General features: G+C 62.5%; 22 protein-coding genes, 1 tRNA gene, 2 pseudogenes and 1 riboswitch. Of the genes and pseudogenes, 8 read left to right on the top strand and 17 right to left on the bottom strand.

Going from position 1 to position 24,840, the window contains the following annotated elements:
• Positions 1-17: 17 nt before the first annotated feature.
• Genes RS897_RS06850 through RS897_RS06885 form a run of 8 tightly spaced genes read right to left on the bottom strand, consistent with a single transcriptional unit; the run spans position 18 to position 9,160 of the window.
• Positions 18-995, bottom strand: coding sequence for a substrate-binding domain-containing protein (locus tag RS897_RS06850; protein WP_315835831.1), 978 nt, complete (start codon positions 993-995; stop codon positions 18-20).
• Entirely contained in the window at positions 977-2,032 is a 1,056-nt protein-coding gene (locus tag RS897_RS06855) for a hypothetical protein (protein ID WP_315835832.1), read from the bottom strand. Before RS897_RS06855 ends, RS897_RS06850 begins: the two co-directional genes overlap by 19 nt.
• A 30-nt stretch (positions 2,033-2,062) precedes the next feature.
• A complete protein-coding gene (locus tag RS897_RS06860) occupies positions 2,063-3,568 on the bottom strand; it encodes an NAD(P)/FAD-dependent oxidoreductase (protein ID WP_315838544.1) in 1,506 nt (501 codons plus the stop codon).
• Entirely contained in the window at positions 3,565-4,077 is a 513-nt protein-coding gene (locus RS897_RS06865) for a flavin reductase family protein (RefSeq protein ID WP_315835833.1), read from the bottom strand. Before RS897_RS06865 ends, RS897_RS06860 begins: the two co-directional genes overlap by 4 nt.
• Positions 4,074-5,582: an amidohydrolase family protein gene (locus RS897_RS06870; RefSeq protein WP_315835834.1), complete on the bottom strand. Its 1,509-nt coding sequence runs from the start codon at positions 5,580-5,582 to the stop codon at positions 4,074-4,076. The genes RS897_RS06865 and RS897_RS06870 overlap by 4 nt, the downstream gene beginning before the upstream one ends.
• Positions 5,579-6,499, bottom strand: a complete 921-nt coding sequence (locus RS897_RS06875; protein WP_315835835.1) for a polysaccharide deacetylase family protein — start codon at positions 6,497-6,499, stop codon at positions 5,579-5,581. The genes RS897_RS06870 and RS897_RS06875 overlap by 4 nt, the downstream gene beginning before the upstream one ends.
• Positions 6,496-7,674, bottom strand: a complete 1,179-nt coding sequence (locus RS897_RS06880) for an amidase (protein ID WP_315835836.1) — start codon at positions 7,672-7,674, stop codon at positions 6,496-6,498. The genes RS897_RS06875 and RS897_RS06880 overlap by 4 nt, the downstream gene beginning before the upstream one ends.
• A gap of 4 nt (positions 7,675-7,678) precedes the next feature.
• The gene (locus RS897_RS06885; RefSeq protein WP_315835837.1) at positions 7,679-9,160 is read right to left on the bottom strand and encodes a 4-hydroxyphenylacetate 3-hydroxylase family protein; all 1,482 of its coding nucleotides are present in this window, start codon (positions 9,158-9,160) and stop codon (positions 7,679-7,681) included.
• A gap of 395 nt (positions 9,161-9,555) precedes the next feature.
• On the opposite strand from RS897_RS06885, the gene RS897_RS06890 reads away from it, so the two are divergent.
• The 3 genes and pseudogenes from RS897_RS06890 to RS897_RS06900 form a co-directional block, all read left to right on the top strand.
• Complete coding sequence (locus RS897_RS06890) at positions 9,556-10,257, top strand: isochorismatase family protein (protein WP_315835838.1); 702 nt, start codon at positions 9,556-9,558, stop codon at positions 10,255-10,257.
• On the top strand, positions 10,254-10,553 hold the full coding sequence (locus RS897_RS06895; RefSeq protein WP_315835839.1) for a hypothetical protein: 300 nt from the start codon (positions 10,254-10,256) through the stop codon (positions 10,551-10,553). The genes RS897_RS06890 and RS897_RS06895 overlap by 4 nt, the downstream gene beginning before the upstream one ends.
• A 36-nt stretch (positions 10,554-10,589) precedes the next feature.
• Positions 10,590-11,051 (top strand): annotated as a pseudogene (locus tag RS897_RS06900) (amidohydrolase family protein); the annotation flags it as partial.
• Between the two features lie 41 nt (positions 11,052-11,092).
• Here the strand turns inward: RS897_RS06900 and ftrA are convergent.
• Positions 11,093-11,234, bottom strand: a pseudogene (ftrA, locus tag RS897_RS42255) (transcriptional regulator FtrA); the annotation flags it as partial.
• 131 nt (positions 11,235-11,365) lie between these two features.
• Positions 11,366-11,439: transfer RNA gene (locus RS897_RS06905), tRNA-Gly, on the bottom strand.
• Between the two features lie 185 nt (positions 11,440-11,624).
• On the opposite strand from RS897_RS06905, the gene RS897_RS06910 reads away from it, so the two are divergent.
• Positions 11,625-12,386, top strand: a complete 762-nt coding sequence (locus RS897_RS06910) for a P-loop NTPase family protein (RefSeq protein ID WP_315835841.1) — start codon at positions 11,625-11,627, stop codon at positions 12,384-12,386.
• A gap of 394 nt (positions 12,387-12,780) precedes the next feature.
• A complete protein-coding gene (locus RS897_RS06915) occupies positions 12,781-13,932 on the top strand; it encodes an EAL domain-containing response regulator (RefSeq protein ID WP_315835842.1) in 1,152 nt (383 codons plus the stop codon).
• Here RS897_RS06915 and RS897_RS06920 read toward each other — a convergent pair.
• On the bottom strand, positions 13,929-14,687 hold the full coding sequence (locus RS897_RS06920; protein WP_315835843.1) for an SDR family NAD(P)-dependent oxidoreductase: 759 nt from the start codon (positions 14,685-14,687) through the stop codon (positions 13,929-13,931). The two genes, RS897_RS06915 and RS897_RS06920, sit on opposite strands and share 4 nt — an antisense overlap.
• A 236-nt stretch (positions 14,688-14,923) precedes the next feature.
• On the opposite strand from RS897_RS06920, the gene RS897_RS06925 reads away from it, so the two are divergent.
• Positions 14,924-15,454 carry a MarR family winged helix-turn-helix transcriptional regulator gene (locus tag RS897_RS06925; protein ID WP_315835844.1) on the top strand — a complete coding sequence of 177 codons (531 nt, stop codon included), beginning with the start codon at positions 14,924-14,926 and terminating at the stop codon, positions 15,452-15,454.
• A gap of 25 nt (positions 15,455-15,479) precedes the next feature.
• Here RS897_RS06925 and RS897_RS06930 read toward each other — a convergent pair whose 3' ends face one another.
• Positions 15,480-16,589 carry a 2'-deoxycytidine 5'-triphosphate deaminase gene (locus RS897_RS06930; protein ID WP_315835845.1) on the bottom strand — a complete coding sequence of 370 codons (1,110 nt, stop codon included), beginning with the start codon at positions 16,587-16,589 and terminating at the stop codon, positions 15,480-15,482.
• A 131-nt stretch (positions 16,590-16,720) separates the two neighbouring features.
• A riboswitch (SAM riboswitch) is annotated at positions 16,721-16,800 on the top strand.
• 68 nt (positions 16,801-16,868) lie between these two features.
• On the opposite strand from RS897_RS06930, the gene RS897_RS06935 reads away from it, so the two are divergent.
• On the top strand, positions 16,869-18,098 hold the full coding sequence (locus RS897_RS06935) for an O-succinylhomoserine sulfhydrylase (protein WP_315835846.1): 1,230 nt from the start codon (positions 16,869-16,871) through the stop codon (positions 18,096-18,098).
• Positions 18,099-18,262: 164 nt separating this feature from the next.
• Here the strand turns inward: RS897_RS06935 and RS897_RS06940 are convergent, their stop codons facing one another.
• The 4 genes from RS897_RS06940 to RS897_RS06955 all read right to left on the bottom strand — a co-directional run bounded on the left by RS897_RS06940 (position 18,263) and on the right by RS897_RS06955 (position 22,838).
• Positions 18,263-19,546 carry an IS701 family transposase gene (locus RS897_RS06940; RefSeq protein WP_315831101.1) on the bottom strand — a complete coding sequence of 428 codons (1,284 nt, stop codon included), beginning with the start codon at positions 19,544-19,546 and terminating at the stop codon, positions 18,263-18,265.
• A gap of 186 nt (positions 19,547-19,732) precedes the next feature.
• Complete coding sequence (locus RS897_RS06945; protein WP_315835847.1) at positions 19,733-20,683, bottom strand: SGNH/GDSL hydrolase family protein; 951 nt, start codon at positions 20,681-20,683, stop codon at positions 19,733-19,735.
• Complete coding sequence (locus RS897_RS06950; protein ID WP_315835848.1) at positions 20,683-21,576, bottom strand: SGNH/GDSL hydrolase family protein; 894 nt, start codon at positions 21,574-21,576, stop codon at positions 20,683-20,685. The genes RS897_RS06945 and RS897_RS06950 overlap by 1 nt, the downstream gene beginning before the upstream one ends.
• Positions 21,573-22,838 (bottom strand): OpgC domain-containing protein, encoded by a 1,266-nt coding sequence (locus RS897_RS06955; RefSeq protein WP_315835849.1) that lies wholly within the window; start codon positions 22,836-22,838, stop codon positions 21,573-21,575. Before RS897_RS06955 ends, RS897_RS06950 begins: the two co-directional genes overlap by 4 nt.
• 315 nt (positions 22,839-23,153) lie before the next feature.
• Here RS897_RS06955 and apaG point away from each other — a divergent pair, with 315 nt between their 5' ends.
• Positions 23,154-23,546: a Co2+/Mg2+ efflux protein ApaG gene (gene apaG / locus RS897_RS06960; RefSeq protein ID WP_315835850.1), complete on the top strand. Its 393-nt coding sequence runs from the start codon at positions 23,154-23,156 to the stop codon at positions 23,544-23,546.
• A gap of 104 nt (positions 23,547-23,650) precedes the next feature.
• Here apaG and RS897_RS06965 read toward each other — a convergent pair whose 3' ends face one another.
• On the bottom strand, positions 23,651-24,661 hold the full coding sequence (locus RS897_RS06965) for an Hsp33 family molecular chaperone (RefSeq protein WP_315835851.1): 1,011 nt from the start codon (positions 24,659-24,661) through the stop codon (positions 23,651-23,653).
• Positions 24,662-24,840: the final 179 nt, after the last annotated feature.

A 24,840-nucleotide genomic window follows, 5' to 3' on the forward strand; every position in this document is an offset into this window, starting at 1 on the left:
TGTCGGTGAGGCGGCGCTTAGGTCGCGAGGATGTCCGCGCCCTCGAAAATATCCTCGATCGCGAATTGCTTCTCGATCAGGCCGTCCTCCGCCATGTAGCGGATGATCGCCTCCAGCATCGCCTTGTTCTTCGCGACGCCGGCCGGCCAATAGTCGGCGCCGAGACGCTGCTTGGCGAGCAACAGATTCTCGAGCTGCCAGGGCAGCATGGTCGAGAGCGCCGTGCTGTCCGCAAGCTTCGACTGGGCCACCTCCTGCGCCGCCGCGAACGCCTTGAAGACGGCCATCGGCAAGTCGAGGTGCTTCTCGACGATCGAGCGCTTGATCGCGACGAGATGCATCGCCGGAAATACTCCGGTGCGATCGAAATAGCCGAGCTCGGCCGTCATAGGATCCTCGAACAGCCGGCCGACGGTCGCGGAAGGCCAGGTGCTCGGCGCCCTCGCCGTGTAGAGCGCGTCGATCTCTCCGCTGGCCAGCATCGATGCCAGGCTGCGGTCCGTGCATTGCTCGTGCTTGAATCGGGCCGGATAGAATTGCGGATGCTCATCGCCCGCGCGCGGCGCCTCGAGGCCACCGGCCACATAGATCGGCGATGCCCGGTCGAGGCCAAACTGATCGTGAAAGATGCCTCTCAGCCACACGGCGGCAGCCATGTCGAAGACCGGCACACCAATCCTTCGGCCCGCGAGATCGGCCGGAGACCGGATACCCCTGGTCTTGTTGATGAAGACGCTGGAGAGCCGGAAATGGCGCGAGGGAAACACCGGTAGGCCGACATATCTCCTGTCGGGCCGCTCCAGTGTCCGCAGATACGAAGTCAGCGGAAATTCACAGCAGTCGAAGGTGTGCTCGGTCAATTGCCGATTGAACAGGACTTGAACGCCCATCACCTCGATGTCAGCGGCGACCCCCTCCATCTCCACTTCGCCGGATACGAGTGGGCGCGTCCGGTCGGAGTCGCTGACGCCTATTCTCAGAGCCGTGCGTTCCATGCTTTCTCCGTCACTTCCTCAGCCGACACCCGGCCGATCCGTTCAACCAATGCGTCGAGAAGCTCGGGAAGCGCCAATGGCGTCGCCCCCACGCCGCCGCGCGCATAGATCCCGTTCGCCTTCGCGACACTTACATTCAGCCGGCCCGCAAGGCGCTCGAGGGCGACCCGGCATTGCTCCCGGGTCGGCAAGCTGCAGATCGGCTTGCCCGGCAGATGGTCGTTGGCGCCGACCAGTTCCATCTTCTTGCTTCCGACCTGCCTGGTCGCGGGGACATTGTTCGCGGACCGCTCGTCGCGCGCCAGGACGAAGCTGCGATGTGTCAATCCCGGCGCCACCCAGGCGATGATGTCGTCGTAGTGATGATCGATCCGGGCTACGACCTTGGCCACCGTTTCTGCCATCGCGTTGTGCATCAGCACATAGTGCCTGCGCTCCTCCCGGCCCCATTCCCAGCGCGTCGCCGAGCAGCGCTTGGCCGTGCAATCGGAGCGCCATGGCGAGACCGCATTGCCGCGGCCCTCGAACAGGCCAGGATCGTCGTAAGAGACGGCCGGCGACTGCTTGCCCCTGAACTCGGCAATATGCTCATAGGGCACGACGCCGAGCGGCTCCGAAATCACCATGCGATGCACCACAGTCCCAGCGCCATTCACGAGCGGCGACAGGTTCAGCACCTCCTGCGAGAATGGCGGCTCCAGCCGCGCCTGCAACTCCTGTGGCAGATAGATCCGGCCCGACGGCTTGAAGCCTTCGTCCAGCAGGCGCTGGTTGATCGCCTTGTGCTCCGACGAGAACGGATAAGGCTTCGTCTTGGTGCATGGCATGAACAGGAGGATGTTCCTGGTACCCTTCGGCAGGCGCGGCTCGTACTCGTACTCGACGAATTTCATCCACTCCACGATCCGGGGATGCTGGAGCGAGTCCACGTTGTCCTGCGGACTGTACAGGCAGAGGCTTTCATCCAGCACGAACGGGCTCTGGATTTTCTGCGCCGATTCGAGCAGGCGCTTTGATCGGTCTTCTACGCTAACCACGATACTGCTCTCCGCTCTCTCGTTCTTCGATCATGCCACTCGCGCCCCGGCACCCGGCGCCGCCTTTTCCGGGCCACCGATATCCAGCTCGACTTCGTTGTAAGACTTCAGGGAGACGAGATAGGAATCGGCGTCCTCCACGAACAGCGCACGGCTTATTCCCGCGGCAACCCGCTCGACCCCGAACTTCAAGGCCGAGATGCCGGCCGAGCAGGCAAGGCTCGGCATCGCCGCAAACGTGTAGCAGAACATGTTCCGGAGGAATGGCGCGGAGCCTGCGACCTTTTCAGTGAACTGGAAGTTAGCCGACAGATACGGATAGGCGCCAAGAACAGCGCTTTCCTCGCCCGGCGGGGGCGTATAGCGATCCGACCAGAGCGCGATCTTGTTGGAAAATCGGGCGAGCTCTTTCCTGGTCCCGAGATCCACCGTGAAGCCCGTGCCGGCAATCAGGAAATCGAACAGTTTCTTCTCGCCATCGACAGTGATGGCGACCTTGCCGTCTTCCACGCCGATCTGGTCCGGTGCAATCCAGAGCCTGAAGGAGAAGTTCGGAAACTTTGCACAGCGGTCGAATGTCTCCTGCGGCGGCGGCTGGTTCATGTCGAAGATCGTCTTCATGAACGTCCATTTCCTGGCGTCATCGAGGTCACCGAAGTGACGCAGGAAGCCCGCGAACTCCATCCACCTGTTAGGATTGACGACGGGAAGAGCCTTGCGGCGGACCAGCAACTCCACCGACGCTGCACCATGCTCCAGCGCCGTGGCGGCATTATCAAAGGCTGACGCGCCTGCGCCGATCACGACGACCTTTTGTCCGGACAGTTGGGTGAAATCGATCGCCTCGGAGGTGTGCGCGTATAGGTGACGCGGCAGCGACTGCTCGATCAATTTTGGCGTCGTCCACGAGCCGGACCCCTCGATGCCGGTCGCGAGAACGACGTTGCGCGCATACAGCGTCTGCATGCCGCCGCCAATATTCGCGTGAACGGCCAGCAGCCCGTCCGGCAATGGCTCGATGTCGAAGACCTCAGCGTTGTTGGTGACGTCGATCCCGGCGACGTCGCGGACCCAGTTCAGATAGTGATGCCATTCGGTGCGAGGTACCTTGTCCAGGTCCAGCCAGGATTGCCTGCCGAACTTTGCTTCCCACCACGCTTCGGCCGAGAGGCTCGGAATCCCGAGGTCTGGTCCGGTCACGTGCTTTGGCGTCCTGAGCGAATGCATTCGGGCGAATGTGGACCAGGGACCTTCCATGCCGGCTGAACTCCTGTCCAGCACGCGCACGTTCGAGACCTGCTCGCGCAGCAGCCGAAACGCGATCGAGGTCCCGCTTTGTCCGCCGCCAACGATGACCGCATCGGGCACGCCCTGGCCCCGGTGGACACGCGGGAGCACCCAGCTCCGTGCGGGGTAGCCCAGGCAATCCATCTCGAAGCGCGCCTGTCGTGCCAGCTTCGAGAGGTTTTCGTTCGAGGACGGCGTGATGTCGCCAATTCTTGTCTTGCTGCGAGAACCCGAATTTCCTTCCGTCATGATTTTACCAGTTGTTCGAGGTTCTTCGTATCCGAGAGAAGCTGTCCGCCGTAAAACAGCAGTGGCGCGCCCTCGTGGACGGCTAGGCTGTTGACGCTTCCGATGATGATCCGATGATCGCCGCCGTTGCGGATGTCGCAGGTCGCGCATTCCATGTGCGCGATGGCGCCCGCGATCAAAGGCAGTCCGCCCGGCGAGGCGACCGTTTCCGCCATCGCAAATCCTTCGAGGCTGCCAACCGCAAAACATCGCGCCAGCCTTGCCTGCTCCGAGGAAAGAATGCTGATCGCAAAGCTCGCAGCGGTCTCGAAAACCTGACGCGATTTGGCGCCGTTCCGCAGACTCCACAACACCAGCGGCGGCTGGAGCGAAACGGAAGAGAAGGAATTGATGGTCATCCCCACGACCTGGCCACCATGACATGCCGTCACGACGGCAACGCCCGTGGCAAACCTGCCGCACGCACGGCGCAGGTCGGCAATCTCTATTGTCGTCGACGCGACCATCATGACGACGCCTCCGCCTTCGGGCGCACCAAGCGATCGAAACCAAGAGGCTCGCGCGAAAGATGCTGCGCGAAGGCGACGACGTGCGGTTCGAGCTGCGACGCGAGCGCCTTCACGCCGGACATGGTGACGGTGAGATCGGCCAGGCTGCCGGAGACGCGCTCCCCCAGGTCCGCGAGATCGATGGAAACAAGCTTCCGGTTCCGCACCCTGAACACCCCGCCTGCCATGACATCTGTGACCGCAGCGGAATCGGCACAGGTCACGAGCTGGTTGACGGGGTCGTTGGCGGGCACGAAATCCACGTGCTCGGCATCGAGGAAGACAAGGTCGGCCGCCAGGCCGAGCGCTATCCTTCCGGCCTCATGTCCCAGAATGCGAGCGCCGTTCTTGGTCGCGAGCCGCAGGACTTCTCGAGCCGACAACCAATCTTCGCGCGCACTTGCGATCGCCCTGGCGCCGTACGACGCCAAGCGCATCGCCTGAAGCATGCTCAGCGCATCCGACGAATTGGCACCATCGGTTGCGAGGCCGACATTGATGCCCCGCTCGAGCATCGGCCTCACATGTGCGATGCCGGAGCCGAGGCGGAAATTGCTGGCGGGGATATGCGCGATCGAGCAGCCGTGCTCGGCCAGCAAGTCGAGATCGGCCTCATCGAGCCAGACGCCATGCGCTGCGGTGAATTTTGGCGAGAGTATCCCGAGATCGGCGAGATAGGCGACGGCCGAGACGCCATACACCCGTCGTGCGACGACCGCCTGTAGGCGCGACTCCGCCACGTGCATATGGATAGGAAGATCATGGCAGACCGCGAGATCGCAGCAGTTCAGCAAGAACTGTTCCGAACAGTGATGCGGGATCGTCGGCGCGATCGCGAGCGTGACGCCGGACGGCAACTCGCCACGGGCCGCAACGATTTGACGGATGGCGTCCATCGTCGAGTCGCTCGGCGCAAGCACCATCTTGCCGACTTCCTCGCGCAACTGCGGCGGAAGCGCGTCGGTCAATCCGGGGATGGATTGGAAAAGGCTCTTGTCCGCGACCATGGGCGCGAGTACCGCCCGCATTCCGGCATCGTGGTAGGCTGCCGCAACGGCCAGGAAACCTTCTCGGGTCGGCTGCGGAAACTCGTAGACCAGGTCGAAGCAGGCGGTGCAGCCTTTCGACAGCATGTCGATCGCACCGATCAGGGTCGACAGATAGATCGTCGCAGGATCACGCTTTCCGCCAAGCCATGGACCGTTGGTGAGCGAGGCCTCCAGCGTCCAGGCGTCGGCCACTCCCTTCATCAGGTTGGCGTGGCCGTGGGTGTGGGCGTTGACGAAGCCCGGGCAGATGAATCTGGCCGTGGCGTCGTGCACCAGCGCGCTCTCATCCCAAAGCGTGCCCGGCTCGCCAACGTCAGCGATCAAGCCATCAACAACAAGCACGTCCTTCCTTCCGGTGACGCCATCGGCGGAAAGCAGCGTGCCGCCCCGGATAAGGATGCGTCCCGCGCGCGTCATGCAGCGCTCCCCGCGGGATGGGTCTTCATCCAATGGCGTGCCACGTCCGACCGCTTCGCGATCCAGACCCGCTCGTGCGAGCCGACCAGATCGAGGAACCTTGCGATGCCTTCGGAGCGAGCCGGCTGGCCGGAAATCCTGGAGTGCAGGCTGACCGTCATCATTTTCGGCGCCGCCGCGCCCTCCGCGTAGAGCACGCGGAATGCCGACGCGAGATGATCGTAGAAATCGTTGGCGGTTGCCAGCTTGGCGGTGGCAAGCCGGTTGTCGTTGTTGGTGAAACTGTGCGGAACGATCAAATGGTCGCCGCCGCCGACATCGACCCAGTAAGGCAGGTCATCGGCGTAGCTGTCGGAATCGTAGAGAAAGCCGCCATGCTCGACCAACAGCGCACGGGTACGGCTGCTCGGCGAATACCGGCTTTGCCAGCCGAGCGGCCGTCGCCCCACCAGCCGTTCAAGGCTGCGCACGGAATTGGCGATGACCGCCCGCTCCTCCTCTGCCGTCATCAGGAACTGGCGCGCGAAGCGCTCGCCGTGGCAGCAGAGATCGTGGTCGGATGACCGGATCGCGTCCGCGATCTCGACATTGCGTTCGACCGCTTGCGCGCAGACATTCAGCGTAATCGGGATGCGCCTCTCGTCAAAAAGCCTCATCAGACGCCAAAAACCGACGCGCGAGCCGTATTCGAACAGCGACTCCGCGACGAAATCGCGTGAGCCGGCCGGCACCTCTCCGGCGATCGCATCGGTCAGCGCCGTCTCCGTCGCGCCGTCGCCGTCGGTGATCGACGGCTCGGCGCCCTCCTCGACGTTGAGCACGACGACGACAGCTATCCGTGCATCGTTAGGCCATCTGGCCCGCGGAACGCTGCGACCATAGCCGACGAAATCGCGCCTGCCATCTCGCGTCGTCATGATGTGCGAGCCGCCAACTGCTCCGCAGCATCGAGCAGCAGATGTTCCTTCCGCGGACCGGCGATCAAGGAGAGCCCCGCCGGGCAGCCGTCAACAACGGCGGCAGGGATGTTGATCTGAGGAAGCCGGCAGAGACTGGCGACGCAGGTGAGCGCCAGGGTCCTTTCGCGGAACTCGACCTGCTTCGAGAGCGGCGCATCCAGCAACGGAGGCAGGTCGTGAGCGGTCGGCAGGACGATGACGCCGTCGTCTCCGAGCATCTCGACAAGGGCATCCGTCAGACGCTCGCGCTGAACGACCGCCTCGGCCAGCTTCGCGGGATCGACGGTCGCCGCAAGATCGAGGCGCTGCGCGACCATGGGGCTCAGCATGCGGTTCGGCATCCTGCCCCAGGCGCCGAAGGTGGCCCAGAGATCGTGCAGTTGCAGCAGCCTGAACGTATCGAGCCAGAGGTCGACACCGCCGGCAAACAGTTTTGTCTCGCGCGCGGGCCCCATGGACTGCGCGACGGCCAACAGCGTTTCGCCCACCGCCTGAACCGGAATCTCGAACGCATCGCGCGCCAGCAGGAGACGCGACGCGATCCGCCGCCCCGCAGGCCCGAAATAGCGGTCCGCCACACGCCGCATCGTGCCAACGTCGCGCGCGAGCAGGCCGACGGTGTCGAAGCTCGGCGCCATCGGCATCACGCCCGCGGTCGAAATCCGGCCGAACGTCGTCCGCAAGCCGAACAGTCCGCAGAAGCTGGCCGGCACGCGGATCGAGCCGCCCGTATCGGTACCCAAGGCGAAATCGCAGAGACCTGCGGCCACCGCCGACGCTGATCCGCTCGATGAGCCGCCCGGGACGCGCCCCGGCGCCGCCGGATTGAGCGGCGTTCCGAAATGCGGGTTCATGCCGAACATCCCGCATGCGATCTCGTCGGTGTGGGTCTTGCCGATCATCTCGGCGCCCGCCATCAGCGGCACCAATACCGCCGGCGCCGTCGCCACGGCTTCGGAAGCATCGCGCAGCCGATCCGGATTTCCCCAGCCGGACTTGTATCCCTTGATGTCGAAGAGATCCTTGACTGCGAAGGTGAGGCCGGCGAGCGGCCCGTCGGCCGCCATCCGCAGCGAGGACAGTCCATGCTCGACGAATGCCGAGCGTCTGGCTTGTTCAGGAGTGAACGACATTGCTCTACTCTGCGGCGTCCGGCATTTCCTGCGCGGACGGAAGTCCATAGGAGGACATAAAGTCGTCGACCGCGCCCTTCACGGCATCCCAGTCGAAGAAGCGGAACGAATTGCCGCGCGTGACGAAGGGGGGACCCGAATAGAACATCTCGTACTGGAGATGGCGCGAGCCGAATTCGGATCCGACGGCATCCCATGCCAGCTTCATCAGCTTGACCCGCTCCTCGGAGGAGGCGACGGGAGAGCGCTGTGTCTTGCCGATGATGGCGCGGGTCTCCGGATGCTCGAAGTCGGCATAGGACGATGGCACCATGATCATCCCACCGCCCGAAAGCGACCGGATGGTCTCGACGACCTCGGGATAGGTGGTCTGCGCGATGACCTGCGCCGTGCAGAGGATGGACCTGTCAGGCACGTAGTAGCCGTGAAAATTCTCGCCCTTCAGCTCCATCGCGATGACGAGGGCCTCGATATTGCTGACTTTCGCGGCGACCAGGCCGAGCGTATCCCTCACCTGCGGATGATTGATGATGTTGTTGGTTTCGGCGATCTTCCTGGCGAGACCGAGCAGGAATTTCAGCTTCACCATCAGGCGGATCATGCATTGGTAGTTGTGGAAGACATGGGCGCGCGTATCGTGCCATTGCGCGCTCGCCATCCTCAGGTTCTTGAACACGAAGACCCGATCCCAGGGGATCTTGACGTCGTCGAAATAGACCACTGCGTCGTTCTCGTCGAAGCGCGACGACAGCGGATAATCGAACGACGATGTCGCGCTCTGCTCGTAGCTGCGGCGCGACATCAGCGTCAGCCCCTTCATCGAAACCGGCACGACCGCGGTGAAGGCGTAATCCTCGTCTCCGGCCTGCAGGGCCTGGAAACCGGATATCAGCAGTTCGTTCGCCATGACGCCAGAGGTCGCCAGCATCTTGGCGCCGCGGATCGTGATGCCTTCGGCATCCTCGTCGACGACGGAAGCGACCAGATGCCGATCCGGCTGCTGCCCCGCCGACTTCGCCTTATCCGCCTGCGGATTGATGATCACGTAGGAGAGGAAGAGATCGTTGTCCCGCGCATATTCGAAATAGGATTCGAGCGCCGCGGCCCGCTTCGGATCGCATTCGGAGAACGCGGCAAGCCCCATCCGGAAGCCGGCCAGCGTCGAAGCCACGTGATCGGGCGAGCGGCCGATCATGCCGCAGGAGAGCTCGGCCCATCGCTCGAGCGCCTGCCGGCGCCGCACCAGATCGCCGTAGGTTTTCGGAAGCTGCCACGCAAGGCTGACCCGCGACCCGCTGGACGGGGATGTAAACGTCATCTGTTCGAGATTTTCGGGCGCGGCCTGGTAGTCGTACAGGCGCGCGGCAGATGCGACGGCGTTGCGAAAGCACGGATCGGTCGTGACGTCGGATACGTGACGTCCATCGATGAAGATCGATCGACCGTCCCTGATACTTGAGAGATAGGACTTTCCGTCTTTAGCCATGGGGACTCCGCAAAGTGTGCTGGAATCCGACGCCAGGCTCTTACCCATTGCAGCCGGAGAGTTCACGTGTCGCATCATAGTGATGCACCATCCGAACCGTCAAGCCGATCCATTGTGCAGACAGGTTCATTGCAATTTCAGCATTTCGTCGCACCGGTGACCGCATGTTGAGCAGTTCTGTAGCCAGGTTGCACAACATGAGGACACTCGATCGATGGACGCGTTCATATGTCGCCGCAATAGAGCTTCCTCCCCGGCTCGCTTCTTGCTAAGTTTGCTTATGTTCGATCGGCCGAAAATTCGGGTCGAACCCAAATCCTACATTGCTTTGATCTGAAACCGGTCCGGCGCGCGCTCGGCGCTGCCGACCGCTGTTTCCTACTGCGAGTTTCATGATGCCCAGCACCGATGTACTGAAGATTGACGCGAGACCCGGCGCGGTCGAGTGGCGTCTCTCAGAGATCGCCTTGATCGTCGTCGACATGCAAAATGGCTTCTGCTCGGCCGGTGGCTATCTGGACAAGGTCGGATATGACATTTCGGGCGCGCGCCCGGTGATCGAGGCGACCGCCCGGCTGCTGCCGCTCGTCCGTACCGCCGGCATGAAGGTCGTCTTTCTGCAAAGCGGTTTCGATCCCGGCTACAAGGTTGTGGCGGGTCCGTCGGCTCCGGTGTGGCATAAGTCGGAGGCCATCCTGCTGATGCGGTCGAGACCCGAGCTGCACGGGACGCTGATCACCGAGGGCACGTGGGACTATCGGATCGTCGATGAACTTCGTCCACAGGATGACGATATCGTCGTGCAGAAATCGCGCTATGGCGGCTTCTCCGGGACCAATCTCGACCAGGTGCTTCGCGCACACCGCATTCGCAACCTCCTGTTCACGGGCATCGCGACGAATGTCTGTGTCGAAACCACGCTGCGAGAGGCCTACGGCCTCGAATACTTTCCCCTGCTGCTGGAAGACGCGACAAACCAGGCCGGGCCGCCGGAGCTGAAGCAGGCCACGCTGTTCAACGTCGAGCGCTATTTCGGATGGGTATCCGATACGAGCGCGCTGACGCGCGCCATCAGCGGATCGAGAGAGGCTGCATGAGCCCGCCACGCGAGCGCATTGCGCTCACCAAGGTCTCGCGTGTCTACACATGCGACGACCCTGCCTCCACGATCGCCGACGCCACTGTTCTGGTCGAGGACGGCAAGATCCTGGCGATCGGACCCAGCCGCGAGATCGACACCTCTGGCTTTCGGCAGATTCCGCTCGCGGACCGCATCCTGCTCCCGGGGTTCGTAAACACGCATCACCACTTCTTTCAGCACCTGACGCGGAGCGTTCCGTTTGTGCACCGGGGTCGCGTGCTCGACTGGCTGGGTGGACTGTATCCGCTCTAGGCTGAACTCGACGCCGACATGATGTACTGGGCGACCATGGCCGCCTGCTGCGAGCTTCTGCTCAGCGGGTGCACGACGGTGGCCGACTGCTCCTATCTGCGCCCGAAGGACGACGGCTCGATCGTTGCAGCCGAGATCGAAGCGGTGAGGAGAGCGGGGCTGCGCTTTCATCTTCATCATGGATCGATGCCAACCATCGAAGGTGATCTCGCCGAGCGGCTTCGCCCCATCATGGGGGCGCGGCTGGATCATCTACTCGACGACGAAGCCGCGATCTTTCACGCCCAGGAGCAGTCGATTTTGCGATATCACGATCCGTCGCCCTATTCGATGCTGCGTGTAGCGATCGGCCCGACCTCGCTGCCCTATGCGAACCACAGGCTCTTGCGGCGCTTCGCCGAACTGGCGATGGAAGCGGATATCGGGCTTCATACTCATTTCCACTCCGGTCCGTCCGATTGGGAAGGAGCCGGCCTTCGTCCGCTCGATCTCCTGAGCGAACTGGGATGGATCCGGCCAAAGACATGGTTCGCTCACGCAACCCGGCTGGATGCCGAATTGGCGGCGCGCGGTCCAAAATCCTGGCGAACGATCTCAATCATGAGGTCAATCCCCGCCGCGCTGCCGGCCGATGTGAAGATACGCCCATGCGCCCGATTAGAGTGATGCGTCATCGATTTCGACGTTCGGAGCACGTTGGCGCAAGGATTCGACTGAAATTTGTATGGGCGTTGTACGGGATTTCGACAGGCCGCATAAAGTAGAGTAGTGAAAATGCCAAGAACCCCTTATTTTTCCGATAGAATTTGAATTGGAGCGGGCGAAGGGAATCGAACCCTCGTATGCAGCTTGGGAAGCTGCCGTTCTACCATTGAACTACGCCCGCATTATCAATGACTTGGCTGGTTCTCGCTTTGCGTTATGTGGCCATGAGGTGGACACTTCGCGCGGGGCCGATACCGCCAGACGACGCAGCTTATACTGATTTTTGATCAAGCCCGCTACGCTCGCCCGGCAGCTTTTTTCCTTTTGTGCCCCGTCTTCAGCGACCTCTATCATCAGGCGCTCGACGTGGTGTTGCTCACGCCCCCGCAGTTCGTCCAGACCGGAGAGGACCGTTCCGCCGTGACCCCGCCATTGACCAGCGTCTGGTCCAGGCTCGTGATCGTTGAGGGGATCATGGGCTCCGGCAAATCAACCAACACCCAGAGCATCGCTCGCAGGCTGGATGCACAGGGCATCCCCGCAATCGGGATCACCGAAGGGGTTCGTCCACATCCGATCCGTCTGAATTCCAACTTGCCCTGGAGTGAGACGAAGCCGGCCGAGCTTGCCAATTCGTGCATCGCCAAGTGGCGCTCATTCGTCGACAGGTCCTTGGCGATGGAACGCGTATCTGTTGTCGACGGACAACTCTTCCACGGCAATCTGACGACGCTATTCTTGCTCGAAGCCGATTTCGACTTGATTGCCGGATACTGTCGGGACGTTGTCGCAGTCATCAAGCCTCCGAGCCCCCTGCTCGTCTATTTTCACCAGGAGGATGTCGACAGCGCAATTCACGCCGTCTCGACGCAGCGAGGCGAGACATGGGTGAACTATCAGATCAATTGGAAACTGGAATCGCCGTACGCAAAGAGGCGCGGCCTGGCGGGCCTCGACGGCCTCATCGTCCTTTATCGTCACTATCGGGCACTCACCGATCAGCTGTTTGCGGATGTCGAGATCCCCAAGATCAGCATCGAGAATTCGCGGCAGGAGTGGGCGATATACGACGGCATGATCGATCGCGCGTTGAACAACGTAAACGCAATTTCGAAAATGCCGATTTGATGTCACAGAACTGGCACCAAGCAAGCAGGCCGGCGCGTGTTTGAGATTGTACGACGAGGCTGCTGGTCACCGGTCGTGACAAGCTAGTGCGGCGGAACGGGGCGAGACAACCGGCTATTTTCCAGCAGAAGCTGCGCCCTCGCATCGCCGCCGAACGAGGCGCTACCGCTGTCCCGGCACATTGCTTTCAATCTGCAGAAAATTTGAATCACATTGGCGGGCTTAACCTTACCGGGGCATAGCGGTGCATAGCCCCAACTATTCCCTAATCTGGGATCGTCGGCTCGCTAGGAAGGATGCGCTCAAAACAGCCGGTGATTCGATGCAACATCAAAAATCAGAAACACCTTCCAAAGCACCTTCCAGGTTCGTCGCATTCGGACGGCGCAAGATCATGCCGAGCGTCTGCGTGCTCGACGGCAAACAACACATCCGTACATTTCTGGTCGAAGCGCTCGAAGAGTTGGGACTGCTCACGACCGAATGCCGGGATGCGCAGGAGCTGGATGCGCGGCTCGCCCAGCAGCACATCGACCTCGTGGTGCTGGGACTGTCGGCCGGAGGGGTGGAAGCGAGCCACGTGCTGACGTGCCTCGCCGCCCAATCGTTCGAGGGCCAGGTCCTCGCACTCGGCCCAGCAGGTTCGCCCGTGGTGGCGGCGATCCGGCAATTGGGCCATGAGCTGGGGCTTGTGATGCGGCCGACGCTCGCCACGCCATTCGGCGCCGAGAGCCTGCGCGCCAGCGTCGCCGGCCTGTTGCCGGCAGACGGAGCTCCGAGCGCACCGGTGGACGTGGCGGAGGCGTTGAAATCGGGCTGGCTGGAGCTGTGGTACCAGCACAAGGTCGACGCGCGCACCTTGATATCGCGCGGCGCGGAAGCGCTGATCCGGATGCGGCATCCGTCGTGGGGCGTGGTACCGCCGGCCTACTTCATTCCCGAAGACGGCGATCCGAATTTCCGTGGCCTGTCGGAATTCGTGATCGGCAAGGCGATCGACGACTGGCGCTATTTTCTTGGCCACAGCGGCCCCGTGGATCTGTCGATCAACCTGCCGGCGTCGTTCCTCGAAGATCCGGAGGCGATCGACCGGCTCTGCCTGCAGATGCCGAACCATCCGGCCTTCAGCGGACTGATCATCGAAATCAACGGCACCGACATCGTCCGCAGGCTCGACCTGCTGGTGGATGTTGCCAAGCAGGTGCGTTTTCACAACATCGCCGTTTCGATCGACGACATCGGCACGGACTGGCCCTCGCTGATGGGGCTCAACGATTTCCCGTTCACCGAGATCAAGGTCGATCGCAAATTCGTCAGCGGCTGCGCCGACGACAGCCTGAAACGCAGCGTATGCCGCCGCATCATCGATCTGGCGAACAGCTACGGCGCGCGAACCGTCGCCGAGGGCGTCGAGACGCGCGCCGACCTCATCGCCGTGCACGAGATGGGCTTCGATCTCGCGCAGGGCTTCCTGTTCGGCAAGCCGGTGGCGCCGCGAAAGTTCGCGCGTTCCTCGCTGTCGCGGCCACTGGCCATGCTGGATTAGCGCGGCGCCATGCGAATGGCACCGTCGAGCCGGATGGTCTCGCCGTTCAGCATCGGGTTCTCCGCGATGTGCACGGCAAGCGCGGCGTATTCGTCCGGGTGTCCGAGACGGGAGGGATGCGGGACTTGGGCGCCGAGGCTTTTCTGCGCCTGCTCGCTCAGGCCCTTCAGCAACGGCGTGAGGAACAGGCCGGGCGCGATGGTGTTGACGCGAACAAGCGACTGGGCGAGGTCACGCGCGATCGGCAATGTCATGCCGACAATGCCGCCCTTCGACGCGGAATAGGCAGCTTGCCCGATTTGTCCATCAAACGCTGCGACGCTGGCGGTATTGATGATGACCCCGCGCTCCTCCCTCACAGGTTCCGTCGTCACCAGACGTTCGGCGACAAGCCGGATCACATTGAACGTCCCGATCAGATTGATGTTGATCACGCGCTGGAATGCAGCCAGCGGATGAACGCCGTTCTTGCCCACGGTCTTGATCGCATCACCGATGCCGGCGCAGTTGACCAGGATGCGGGGAATGCCGTGACGCGCCTCGCTTTGCGCGACAGCGGCCCGAACCTGCTCTTCGCTGGTGACGTCACCCGTGATCGCGAGCCCGCCGATCTCGCTGGCGACGGCCTCTGCGTCCGCCGTGTTGAGATCGAACACCGCGACACGCGCGCCCTTGGCAGCCATCGCACGTGCGGTCGCGGCGCCCAGTCCCGAGCCGCCACCGGTAATCAACACAGACAGATTATCGAGCTTCATGATTCAACCTTCAAAAACAGCGAATGGAAACCACCGCGGCAACGCGGCTGCGCGATCGGGACGATTCCTTGACAAGTGGCCAGCAGCCGTCGCCCTCCGCCCGGCAAAAAACCTGTCCCATGAGGCCTCCTTGCGTCTACAACCTGATGGGCGGTCAATTCGTGCTGCTCGAGAATGGTTATAGTATATAATTATTCTCGGAGGTGTCAATTCACGCACGGAGGCAGACGTTCGGAATGGGACAGTCCAATGGAACTTCCACGCAAAACGACACGCCCGCCGCGGGCGCAGCGGAGAAGGCCGGGCGAGACGATCTCGACCTGACCGCACTGCGGCAGACGCCGGGCTTCATGATCCGGATTCTGCAGCTTCAGATCTTTGAAGACTTCTTCGCATTTTTCGCCCCGCTGGGCCTTTCTCCCGCCGAACAGTCGATCCTGATGGTCGTCCAGGACAATCCGTCGGTGACGCAGACCGAGGTTGCCGGGGCGCTGAAGATTCAATTGCCGAACCTGGTCAAGATCCTGGCCAAGCTCGAGGCTGCGGGACTTCTGAAACGCAAGCGCTCGCTCCGGGACAAGCGCGCCGTCGAGCTGAGCCTCACGCCTGCCGGCCACACGACCGCCGAGAACGCCGCGAAACAGGGCCTCGCGTTCAATGCCCAAGTGCTGTCGGCGCTCACCCCGCGTGAGCAAGATCAGTTTCTGGCCATGCTGACGCGCCTGGTCGCCACGCGTGCGACGATACAGGACAGAAAGCCGGATTGAGGATGGGTTGTAGCGGCGCGCAGGATCAGGGCGCGCGGAAATGCTTCGACAGTTTTAGGCCCTGGCCCTGATAGTTGGAACTGATGCGCTGGCCGTACAGCGCGTCGGGTCGCGACAGCATCCTCTCGTACACGAGCCGTCCCACGACCTGGCCATGCTCGAGGATGAACGGCACTTCGCGCGAGCGCACCTCCAGCACGGCGCGCGAGCCCTGCCCGCCGGCACCGGCATAACCGAAGCCGGGATCGAAGAACCCGGCATAATGCACGCGGAATTCGCCGACCAGCGGATCGAACGGCACCATCTCGGCGGCGAAATCCGGCGGCACCTGGACCGCCTCCTTGGAAGCCAGGATGTAGAACTCGCCGGGATCGAGGATCAGGCTACGATCGGCGCGGGCCTTGATCGGCTCCCAGAATTCATCCACGGCATAACCGCCGCGGCGGTCGACGTCGACGACGCCGGTGTGACGCTTGGCGCGGTAGCCGACAAAGCCGTTCGATCCCTCGCCGGAGAGATCGACACTCAAGGCCAGCCCGTTGCTGAGATCGGCATGGTCGCTGTCGACAAGCTTCTCCTGGGCGTGCAGGGCTTCCAGCGCCGCCGTGTTGAGCAATGCATCGCCGGCGCTGAAGCGAATCTGCGACAGCCGCGATCCCTCGCGCAACAGCACCGGAAAGGTTTTCGGGCTGATCTCGGCATAGAGCGGACCATGATAACCCGCTTCAATCATGTCGAAGCGGCGGGTGCCGTCGGCGATGACACGGGTGAACACGTCGAGCCGGCCAGTCGAACTTTTCGGATTGGCCGCAGCCGAAATCGAGGGCGGCAGCGCCAGGCTTTCCAGCAGCGGCGCGATGTAGACGCAATTGGTCTCCAGCACCGCGTCATTGGACAGATCGATCTCGTGCAGCTTGAGATCGTCGATGCGCTCGGCGACGGTGGCGCCGGGGCCCGGCAGGAAACTGGCGCGGACGCGGAAGGCCGTGCTGCCGAGCCGCAGGTCGAGGCTGGCCGGCTGGATCTGGCTTTCAACAAAAGGGTATTCGGGCAGGATCACGCCGGCATCCGCCATCGCCGCGATCAGGCGATCGGGCAGAATTCCTTTGGAATCGGCTGGCAACGGCAATGTCACGATCGGGCCCCTGAGTTCCCCTTGGCTCCCCGCTGGAAGCCGTTTGGCTCCACCTAACCCACGAAAATAAGGGCTTTTATCGGTTACCTGAAGCCCGTCTTGACGAAAAGCCCACCCCGGATTAAGACGGCGACTTATCCCGTGGTCATTTGAGCCGGCCGGCTTGCAGCCACGTTAAATAAATCGCTAAACAGGCCGGGGACACATGTGATCCCGGCCGAACGCTTGTTCAGGCCGGTTTTTTTATGGCCAACTCAGGTTGGCCAGTCTGGAGTCACGATGTCCGAGTCACCCAAAACGCCTTCAAACAAGGCAACGAAAGCCCCCTCTGCCACTGCCCACTACCGCCCCGAAACCCGGCTGGTGCATGGCGGCTCGCTCCGCTCGCAATATGGCGAAACATCCGAGGCGCTGTTCCTGACCCAGGGGTTCATCTACGACAGCGCGGAACAGTGCGAAGCGCGCTTCACTGGCAAGGACCCCGGCTTCCTCTACTCGCGCTTTTCCAACCCGACGGTCGCGATGTTTGAGCAGCGCATGATCGAGCTCGAGGGCGCGGAAGCCGCGCGGTCGACCGCCACCGGCATGGCCGCGGTGACCACCGCGATCCTGGCCCCGCTGCGCACCGGCGATCACGTGGTGGCAGCCAAGGCGCTGTTCGGCTCCTGCCGCTATGTGGTGGAAGACCTGCTGCCGCGCTACGGCATCGAGTCCACCCTGGTCGACGGCCAGGATCTCGACCAGTGGCAGAAGGCCATGCGCCCCAACACCCGCAGCTGCTTCCTGGAAAGCCCGACCAATCCGACACTGGAGGTGGTCGACATCGCCGCGGTGGCCGACATCGCGCACAAGGGCGGCGCGCGGCTCATCGTCGACAACGTGTTCGCCACGCCGATCTGGCAGAGCCCGCTGCAGCTCGGCGCCGACGTGGTGGTGTATTCGGCGACCAAGCATATCGACGGCCAGGGCCGTTGCCTCGGCGGCGTGATCCTGTCGTCGGAGCAGTTCATCCAGGACCACATCCACAATTACCTGCGCCAGACCGGCCCGTCGATGTCGCCGTTCAATGCCTGGGTGCTGCTGAAGGGACTGGAGACGCTGGCGATCCGGGTGAAGCAGCAGACCGAGAGCGCAGCCGCGATCGCCGACGAACTGGCCAAGCACCCGAAAATCTCGCGGCTGATCTATCCCGGCCGCGACGATCATCCGCAGGCCGCCATCGTGAAAAAGCAGATGCGCGCCGGCTCGACCCTGATCGGATTCGAGGTCAAGGGCGGCAAGCCGGCGGCGTTCCGCACCCTGAACGCGCTGAAGCTTGCGAAGATCAGCAACAACCTCGGCGATTCCAAGAGCATCGTCACCCATCCGGCGACCACGACGCATCAGCGCCTGACACCGGAAGCCCGCGCGGAGCTCGGAATTTCGGAAGGTTTCATCCGCTTCTCCGCCGGCCTCGAGCACCGCGACGATCTGATCGAGGACCTGCAGGCGGCGCTGGAGACGGCGTAACTTGAATCTCGGCGTGTAGGGCGGGTTAGTCTTACTGCGTCATGATTTTTCTGCGCGTGGGTGATGCTGCGACGGCGCCGCAACAAGGGCATCGTATGATTGTTTTGCTGAGGGCCCGGCTCAACCGCACGCGCATGGTTGCGATCGAGTTCGGGACGTGGCGTTCAGGCCGCAAGGGCAGATCCTCTGGGTCGATAATTGTCGGGTAAGGGAGGGACCTGGACTGGCGCGGCGGAACAAGTTTCTGAGGGGGGAATCGTCGCCTGTTCGGCGATCAGGAAGCCGTAGGCCGCGATGCACAGGGTTGCGTGATGATGGAAGCCACGCCAGCCGCGCCCCTCGTAGTGACCGAGCCCGACCTCCTGCTTGAGCTCCTGATAGTCGCGCTCGATGCGCCAGCGCAGCTTGGCCAGATTGACGAGCTGCGTGAAGCTGACGTTCTCCGGCAGCGTGGCGAGCCAGTATTTGGTCGGCTCTGCTTCGCCCTCCGGCCATTCGATCAGCAGCCACTCCGGCGACAGCTTCTCGGGGATCAGTTTGTTGTACCCGACGCGGACACGCACCCGCGCAAAGCGCGAGGATAGCTGGTCGGCCGAGCCTTCCCGCCACGCCACCGTGCGCCAGGCCTGCTTCGGGAGACTGAGTGCCACTTTTTTGGCCGAGACCAGTTCGGGCTCGTCGCGGCGGCCGGTGTTGTTCATCGGCTTGTCCATCCGCCGCGGGCCGCTGCCAGGGGCCCACATCAAGATGGTCGGCACGATGCCGACCACGTAAGGCAAGCCCAATTCTGTCATGCCGGCACGCAGCCGCGCGTCCCTGCCGTAGGCCGCATCCATCAGCGCGACGCCGCGTGGCAGACTGCTCTCGCAGGCCCAGCGGATTTGCTCCAGCGCGATCTGCGGCTTAGTCTTGAACTTGATCTGCTTCGGCACGCCTGCCTTCTTCCGCCGGGCACGATCCTTCGTCCAGGCTTCCGGCAAGTACAGCCGATAGGCCACCGGAAGGCTGGCGGCATGATTGGCGATCGAGAGCGACACCGCCACCTGGCAATTGGCCTGCTTGCCGAGCTGCCCGCAATATTGGTGGTGCACGCCGACCGAATGCTTGCCTTGCTTGGGGAACGAGGTGTCGTCGATGATCCACGCCTCGATCGGCCCGCTCTTCTCGATCGCCGGCAGCACCAAATCGCGCACCTTGGTCAGCACGTCCTCGTCCGACCAGGCCGCGTTGGCGACAAAATGCAGCAACGACTGATGCTGTGCCGCCGTGCGCGCTGGAGCCGTCCGCGCCGCCATCGGCTCCACGCTCTTGCGTTCCCCAGGCAGCATCAGGCCCGTGCAATAGTCGCGCAGCGGTCTCGTCCGCTCCACGTGACCGATCACGCTTCCAAGACCGGCTACATACTCCGCAAACCGCGTTTCGCTATCCCCACCCTGATCGAGATTCATCCGGCCCTCCGCGCGCCAAATATTGAATCTCCTCAATTACTTGATTCTCAGCCTCAATGACTGCGACCGTCTGACTCAGTAGGATTAGCGCAGCGTAACCCGCCGCTCCACGAGCAACGCAGCAATTGTGAATGGCGGATTACGCTGCGCTAATCCGCCCTACGCGCTGCAGCGCGCGGTAGCGGCCTACATCGGCCGGAACGTCAGCACATGCGACGGCACTTCGACGCCAGCCTGCACCCGATCGACCGACTTGATGATGGAATCCCCGAGCAACTGGGCGAAGCAGGCATAGCCCCAGTCGTTCATGTGCAGGCCGTCCTTGATGACGAAATCATCAAACGGGATTTTCCGATCGTTGTGCCACTCTTTCATCACCGCGAAGCGCGGGAACACGCCGACCTTCATGACACGGGCGGCGCGGCCGATCACGCCGACCATCTTGTCGGAATCCTTCTCCCGTGCCGCTGTGGTGGCCGGGACATATTGCGGATCGACCAGCACGATATCGGCGTCGATGGCCTTCAGCCGCTTGATGCCGTCCTCGAGCATGCCCATGGTTTCGTCGATATCACCGCCCCTGATGACGGTGTTGGTGCCGAGCTGCCAGATCACCAGATCCGGCTTCTGATCAATCACGCTGGTCTTCAGCCGCTTCATCATTTCCGGCGTGTCCTCGCCGCCGATGCCCTGGTTCATCACGCTGATGTCGGCATTGGGATAACGCCGCCGCAACTGATCGGCCAGGCGATTGGGATACTGGAACGCCGGTGAGCTTGCGCCGAAGCTCGCCGTCGACGACGAGCCGAACGCGATGATGGAGACATGCTCGCCCGCTGCGATCTTGCGCGCCACGTGCGGCAGCGAGGCTTCGAATTTCATGTCCTTCGGGGTCGAGCACGGCACGCGGCTGAAAATATCGCTGGCGCTTTTCGCCACCGACTTCACCGCGTCGATGGCCTTGCCGGTCGCGCTTTTGGTCGCGGGCGCTGCGGCATCAGGCTTGACGGAGGCGACATCTCCGGTCGCCTGGGCCCGCGACATCTCGGACGTTCCGAACGTCGAGAGCAGCAGAACGGCAATAGCAGCGAAAATATCGATGGCCCAGGCAGTGGGGCCGGCAGGCTTAAATCTCATCAGCGCTGAATCCTGAGCTCGGCTGTGTTGACATGAGCCGCCTCGATCACAAACGCCGCCAGCGTCTGACCCAGGCACTCATGGACACGCTTCGCCAATCCAAAACCATGGTGCGTGTTGAACAGGTCGAACAGACCGCTCTCGTTCCAGTGTCGCATGATGGCGAACCGGTCGAACAACGGCACATTATGTTCCTGCGCGCCCACCCGCATGTTGTCGAGATACGGCGCGACGGTAATCATCGTCTCCATACGGGGACTGTACTGCAAATTCATCAGCAAAACATCGGATCCGGCGCCCTGCAGGGCTGTCACGCCATCGTCTATTGCAGCGCGAAAATCATCCGGATCGACCGATTTGACGGCATCGACGGTTCCGGTCTGCCAGATAACCAGGGTCGGCTTGCGGTCTTTTGCAAGCTTTTCGAGCCCCTCGGCCGCCTCCGCCGCGGTCTTCTTGACCTGGATGTCGGTCGAGACGTTGACCGTCACGCCGGTCAGCTTCTCGCGGAGCGCCTTCTCGAGCCGTGCGGGATAGGACGTGCTCAATCCGTCCGGCCCGGCCAGCACCGACGAGCCGCTTCCGACCACCAGGATGTCGAGCCGCTGCCGGGTCTTGATGGCGTCAGCGACTTTGGTCAGCGGGTTCTCGCTGGCGAGCAGGTAGGCTGGCACCTCGCAGTCGTTAGGGCCCCCGGCCTGGGCCTCCTGAGACGCCGCGGGTGGAACCTTGGTTTCCGGTTGTGAAGGCTGAGCCTTCAACTCCTGCGGTAGCGAGGGATCCTGCATTGCCGGCGCCGAGACCGGCGCTTTGGCATCTTCGGCGCGCGCCGACCCGCCGGCCACAAGGCCCGCGAGCAGCATCATAACCTTGATGCTGGAGCTGATTGTCACAACTCCCCTCCTGCCATATCGGCGTTTGCACCCGAGGCCTTCGCGCGCGCACCGCTCTTGTCGGCGACCCGCTTGTACCACGAAAACAGCCACGCCGCGGTGGACATCACGACAACTCCGGTCACGCTGATGGTGAAGTGCATCCATGCACCACCTGCAACCTCGGCCAGCACGAAATGGCCGGCAAACGCCAGAAACACGCCGAGACAGAAAATCTCAAGCGAATGCTGACCGCAAAGCACAAGTGGACGCAGCCATATAGACTTTAGTCCCGGCCAGTCCTTATGCAGAAACCGGACCGTGATCGCCGCCAGCGCCAGGAAATGCGCAAACCGCAGCACATCCAGATCGGTCTTGTTGATCGGGTACATCCACTGCTCGAGCAGCCGCGGCATCAGCGGGTTGAGCTGCGGGACGTACCAGGTCAGCGTCACACAGAAGGCAAAGATAAGGTACGCAATCGAGATTCCAAGGGTGATCCGCGACGACAAGATCCGCGACATCCGCTGCGCCCCGCCAAGCGCGCACCAGGCGCCGAACACAAATAACAGCTGCCAGGCGAATGGATTGAAGAACCAGACTCCATGGGGATAGGCCGGCAGTGCCAGATCATACTCCCAGGTGAGGGCATAGAGCGCGACCGACAACCCCAGCGCCAGATCGGCCTTCCGCAGCATCAGCCACAGGATCGGCGGCAGGAACAACATCAGCACGATGTAGAGCGGCAGCACGTCCATGTTGACCGGACGGAACTTGAGCAGCAGCGCCTGGATGATGGTGACGTCCGGCTGCTTCAGAAAATCGAGAATGCCCATTTCTTCCGCGTACAGCGGGTTCTCGAAGCTCGAGGCGACATAGGAAATCTCGGCGAGGTAGATGGTGAACAGGAAGACATGCGCGACATAAATCTGCCAGACCCGCTTGAGAATGCGCGCGCTCGCGACCACGAAGCCGCGATCCTGCATGGCGCGGCCATAGACGAACGCCGCCGTATAGCCGGAGATGAAGATGAAGATCTCGGTGGCGTCGCTGAAGCCGTAGTTGCGGATGGTGAACCAGGTCAGGATGTCCGGCGGCAGGTGGTCGATGAAAATCAACCACAGTGCGATGCCGCGAAACAGATCGAGTCGCAGCTCCCGTTCGCCCGTCGCAGGCATCGTGATGGCCGGCAGCGCCGATACCGCAGCCGGCTCCGGCGCCGGATCGGCCGGCTTGGAAATGTCCTCGCCTGAAACGGCGACCTGAGCAGCGACAGAGGTCATGCGTGCGATTTTACTTTTCCATCCCAGCTTGAACTTTTTGGCCGATCCGCACGCCCCACCACAGACGGTTGGAGAGTCCGCGACCTCATCCGGAGAGTCTAGAGGCGGAATCGGGGCGTGCAAACGGTCAAATTCCGGCAAATGGTAGGCTGACAGTGCGGCAAAAAAGGAGCACTTTTCGCGAAGACTCGTTCCGTTCGCATCGGAACGAAAACTCTGGATTGTCGTTTCGAGAGATTTTCTTCACGCCAACCGGTATCCACTTCGCTGGAAAACGCTTTAAGGTCCGGTTTTGATCATTGGATATACGCAGCTATGTACCGCGCCGTCACCCGCCAGATCGTCGTCACCGTGCAGCCGAATTTCATGCCGGAGCGATCGTCCGCGGAGAAGGGCCAGTACTTCTGGTCGTACACCATCGTCATCGTCAATGCCGGTCCCGAGACGGTGCAGTTGAAGACCCGGCATTGGATCATCACTGACGGATCGGGTCGCCAGCAGGAGGTTCGCGGCGAAGGCGTGGTCGGCGAGCAGCCCGTGCTCGGACCGGGTGAACGTTTTGAATACACCAGCGGCGTCCCGCTGCCGACGCCGTCCGGATTCATGACCGGCCGCTACCAGATGGTGAGCGAAGCCGGCGACCGGTTCGAGATCGATATTCCGCTGTTCTCGCTGGACCACCCGGATACCAACCGAACGATCAATTGATACAGACGGCTTGCCGCTATTTGTAGCCAGGATGAGCGAAGCGATATCCGGGTAGGACGATGCACGCAGTCCCGGGTGTCGCTTCGCTCACCCGGGCTACAAAATTAGGGCTGCGACGTCTGCGCATCCTCGGATTCGTCGGCACCGACTCCGGCTTCCTCCGGTGAAAAATCGTACACCGAACTGCAGAACTCGCAGGTCACCACGACCTTGCCGTTCTCCACCATGCCGGCGCGATCCTCGGACGAGAAACTCTTGAGCATCCCCGCCACCGCATCGCGCGAACACGAACATTGCGCATGGACCGGCAGCAGCGGAAAAACCCGCACGCCGCGCTCGTGAAACAGCCGGTAGGCCAGCCGCTCACCCGACAGATCCGGGTCGATCAGTTCAACATCCTCGATGGTGCTGATCAGCGACTGCCCTTCAACCCAGGCATCATCTTCGGGAAGCTCGTGGGCTTCGCTGCCTTCCGGCGCGTCGCCGGGATCGAGATCGGCCTGCCGCATCCGCTCCGGCGCCTGGGGCAGGAACTGCAGCAGCATGCCGCCGCCGCGCCAGCGATGCCGCGGCCCGTCGCCGGTGCGGAATTCCTCGCCGACCGCGATCTTGACCCGGGTTGGAATCTGCTCCGAGCGCAGGAAATATTCGTGGGCGGCGTCTTCGAACGTACCGCCCTCGAGCGCGACCAGGCCCTGGTAACGCTTCATGTCGGAGCCCTGATCGATGGTCATCGCCAGATGGCCGCGGCCGAGCAGCGCACCGCTGTCGAGCCCCGCCGTGAGGCGATCCTTGTCGAAGCGAGCATAGGCGCGCAGCCGGTCCGGCAGCACGAAATCCACGATGATCATCGAGACCGGGCCGTCGGTCTGGGTCTGTAGCAGGAACCGGCCGTCGAACTTCAGCGACGACCCCAGCAGCGTGGCCAGCACGATCGCCTCACCGAGCAGCTTGCCGACCGGCGCCGGATAGTCATGCTTGGTGATGATGTCGTCGAGCGCCGGACCAAGCCTGGTCAACCGCCCCCGCAGGTCGAGGGACGCCACTTCAAAGGGAAGCACCGCATCGTCGACAGGTGTCGCCGACGGGGCACGAACGTTGCCTTGATCTGTCATAGTCCGATTTGCCGTGTTGATCGGCCGACGACATGTCGGCGTTGAAGTGGGGTTGGAGCCATCTCAACCGGAACAATCTCAGCCAACGTCGTTTCGACGGGCCCCCGGTTCGAGCCTATATAAGGCCGCATCGGCCCCACGCCAACCTTATCACATCAGCCGAAAACGCTCCGTTCCCG

It is taken from the genome of Bradyrhizobium prioriisuperbiae (assembly GCF_032397745.1).
Lineage (GTDB): Bacteria > Pseudomonadota > Alphaproteobacteria > Rhizobiales > Xanthobacteraceae > Bradyrhizobium_A > Bradyrhizobium_A prioriisuperbiae.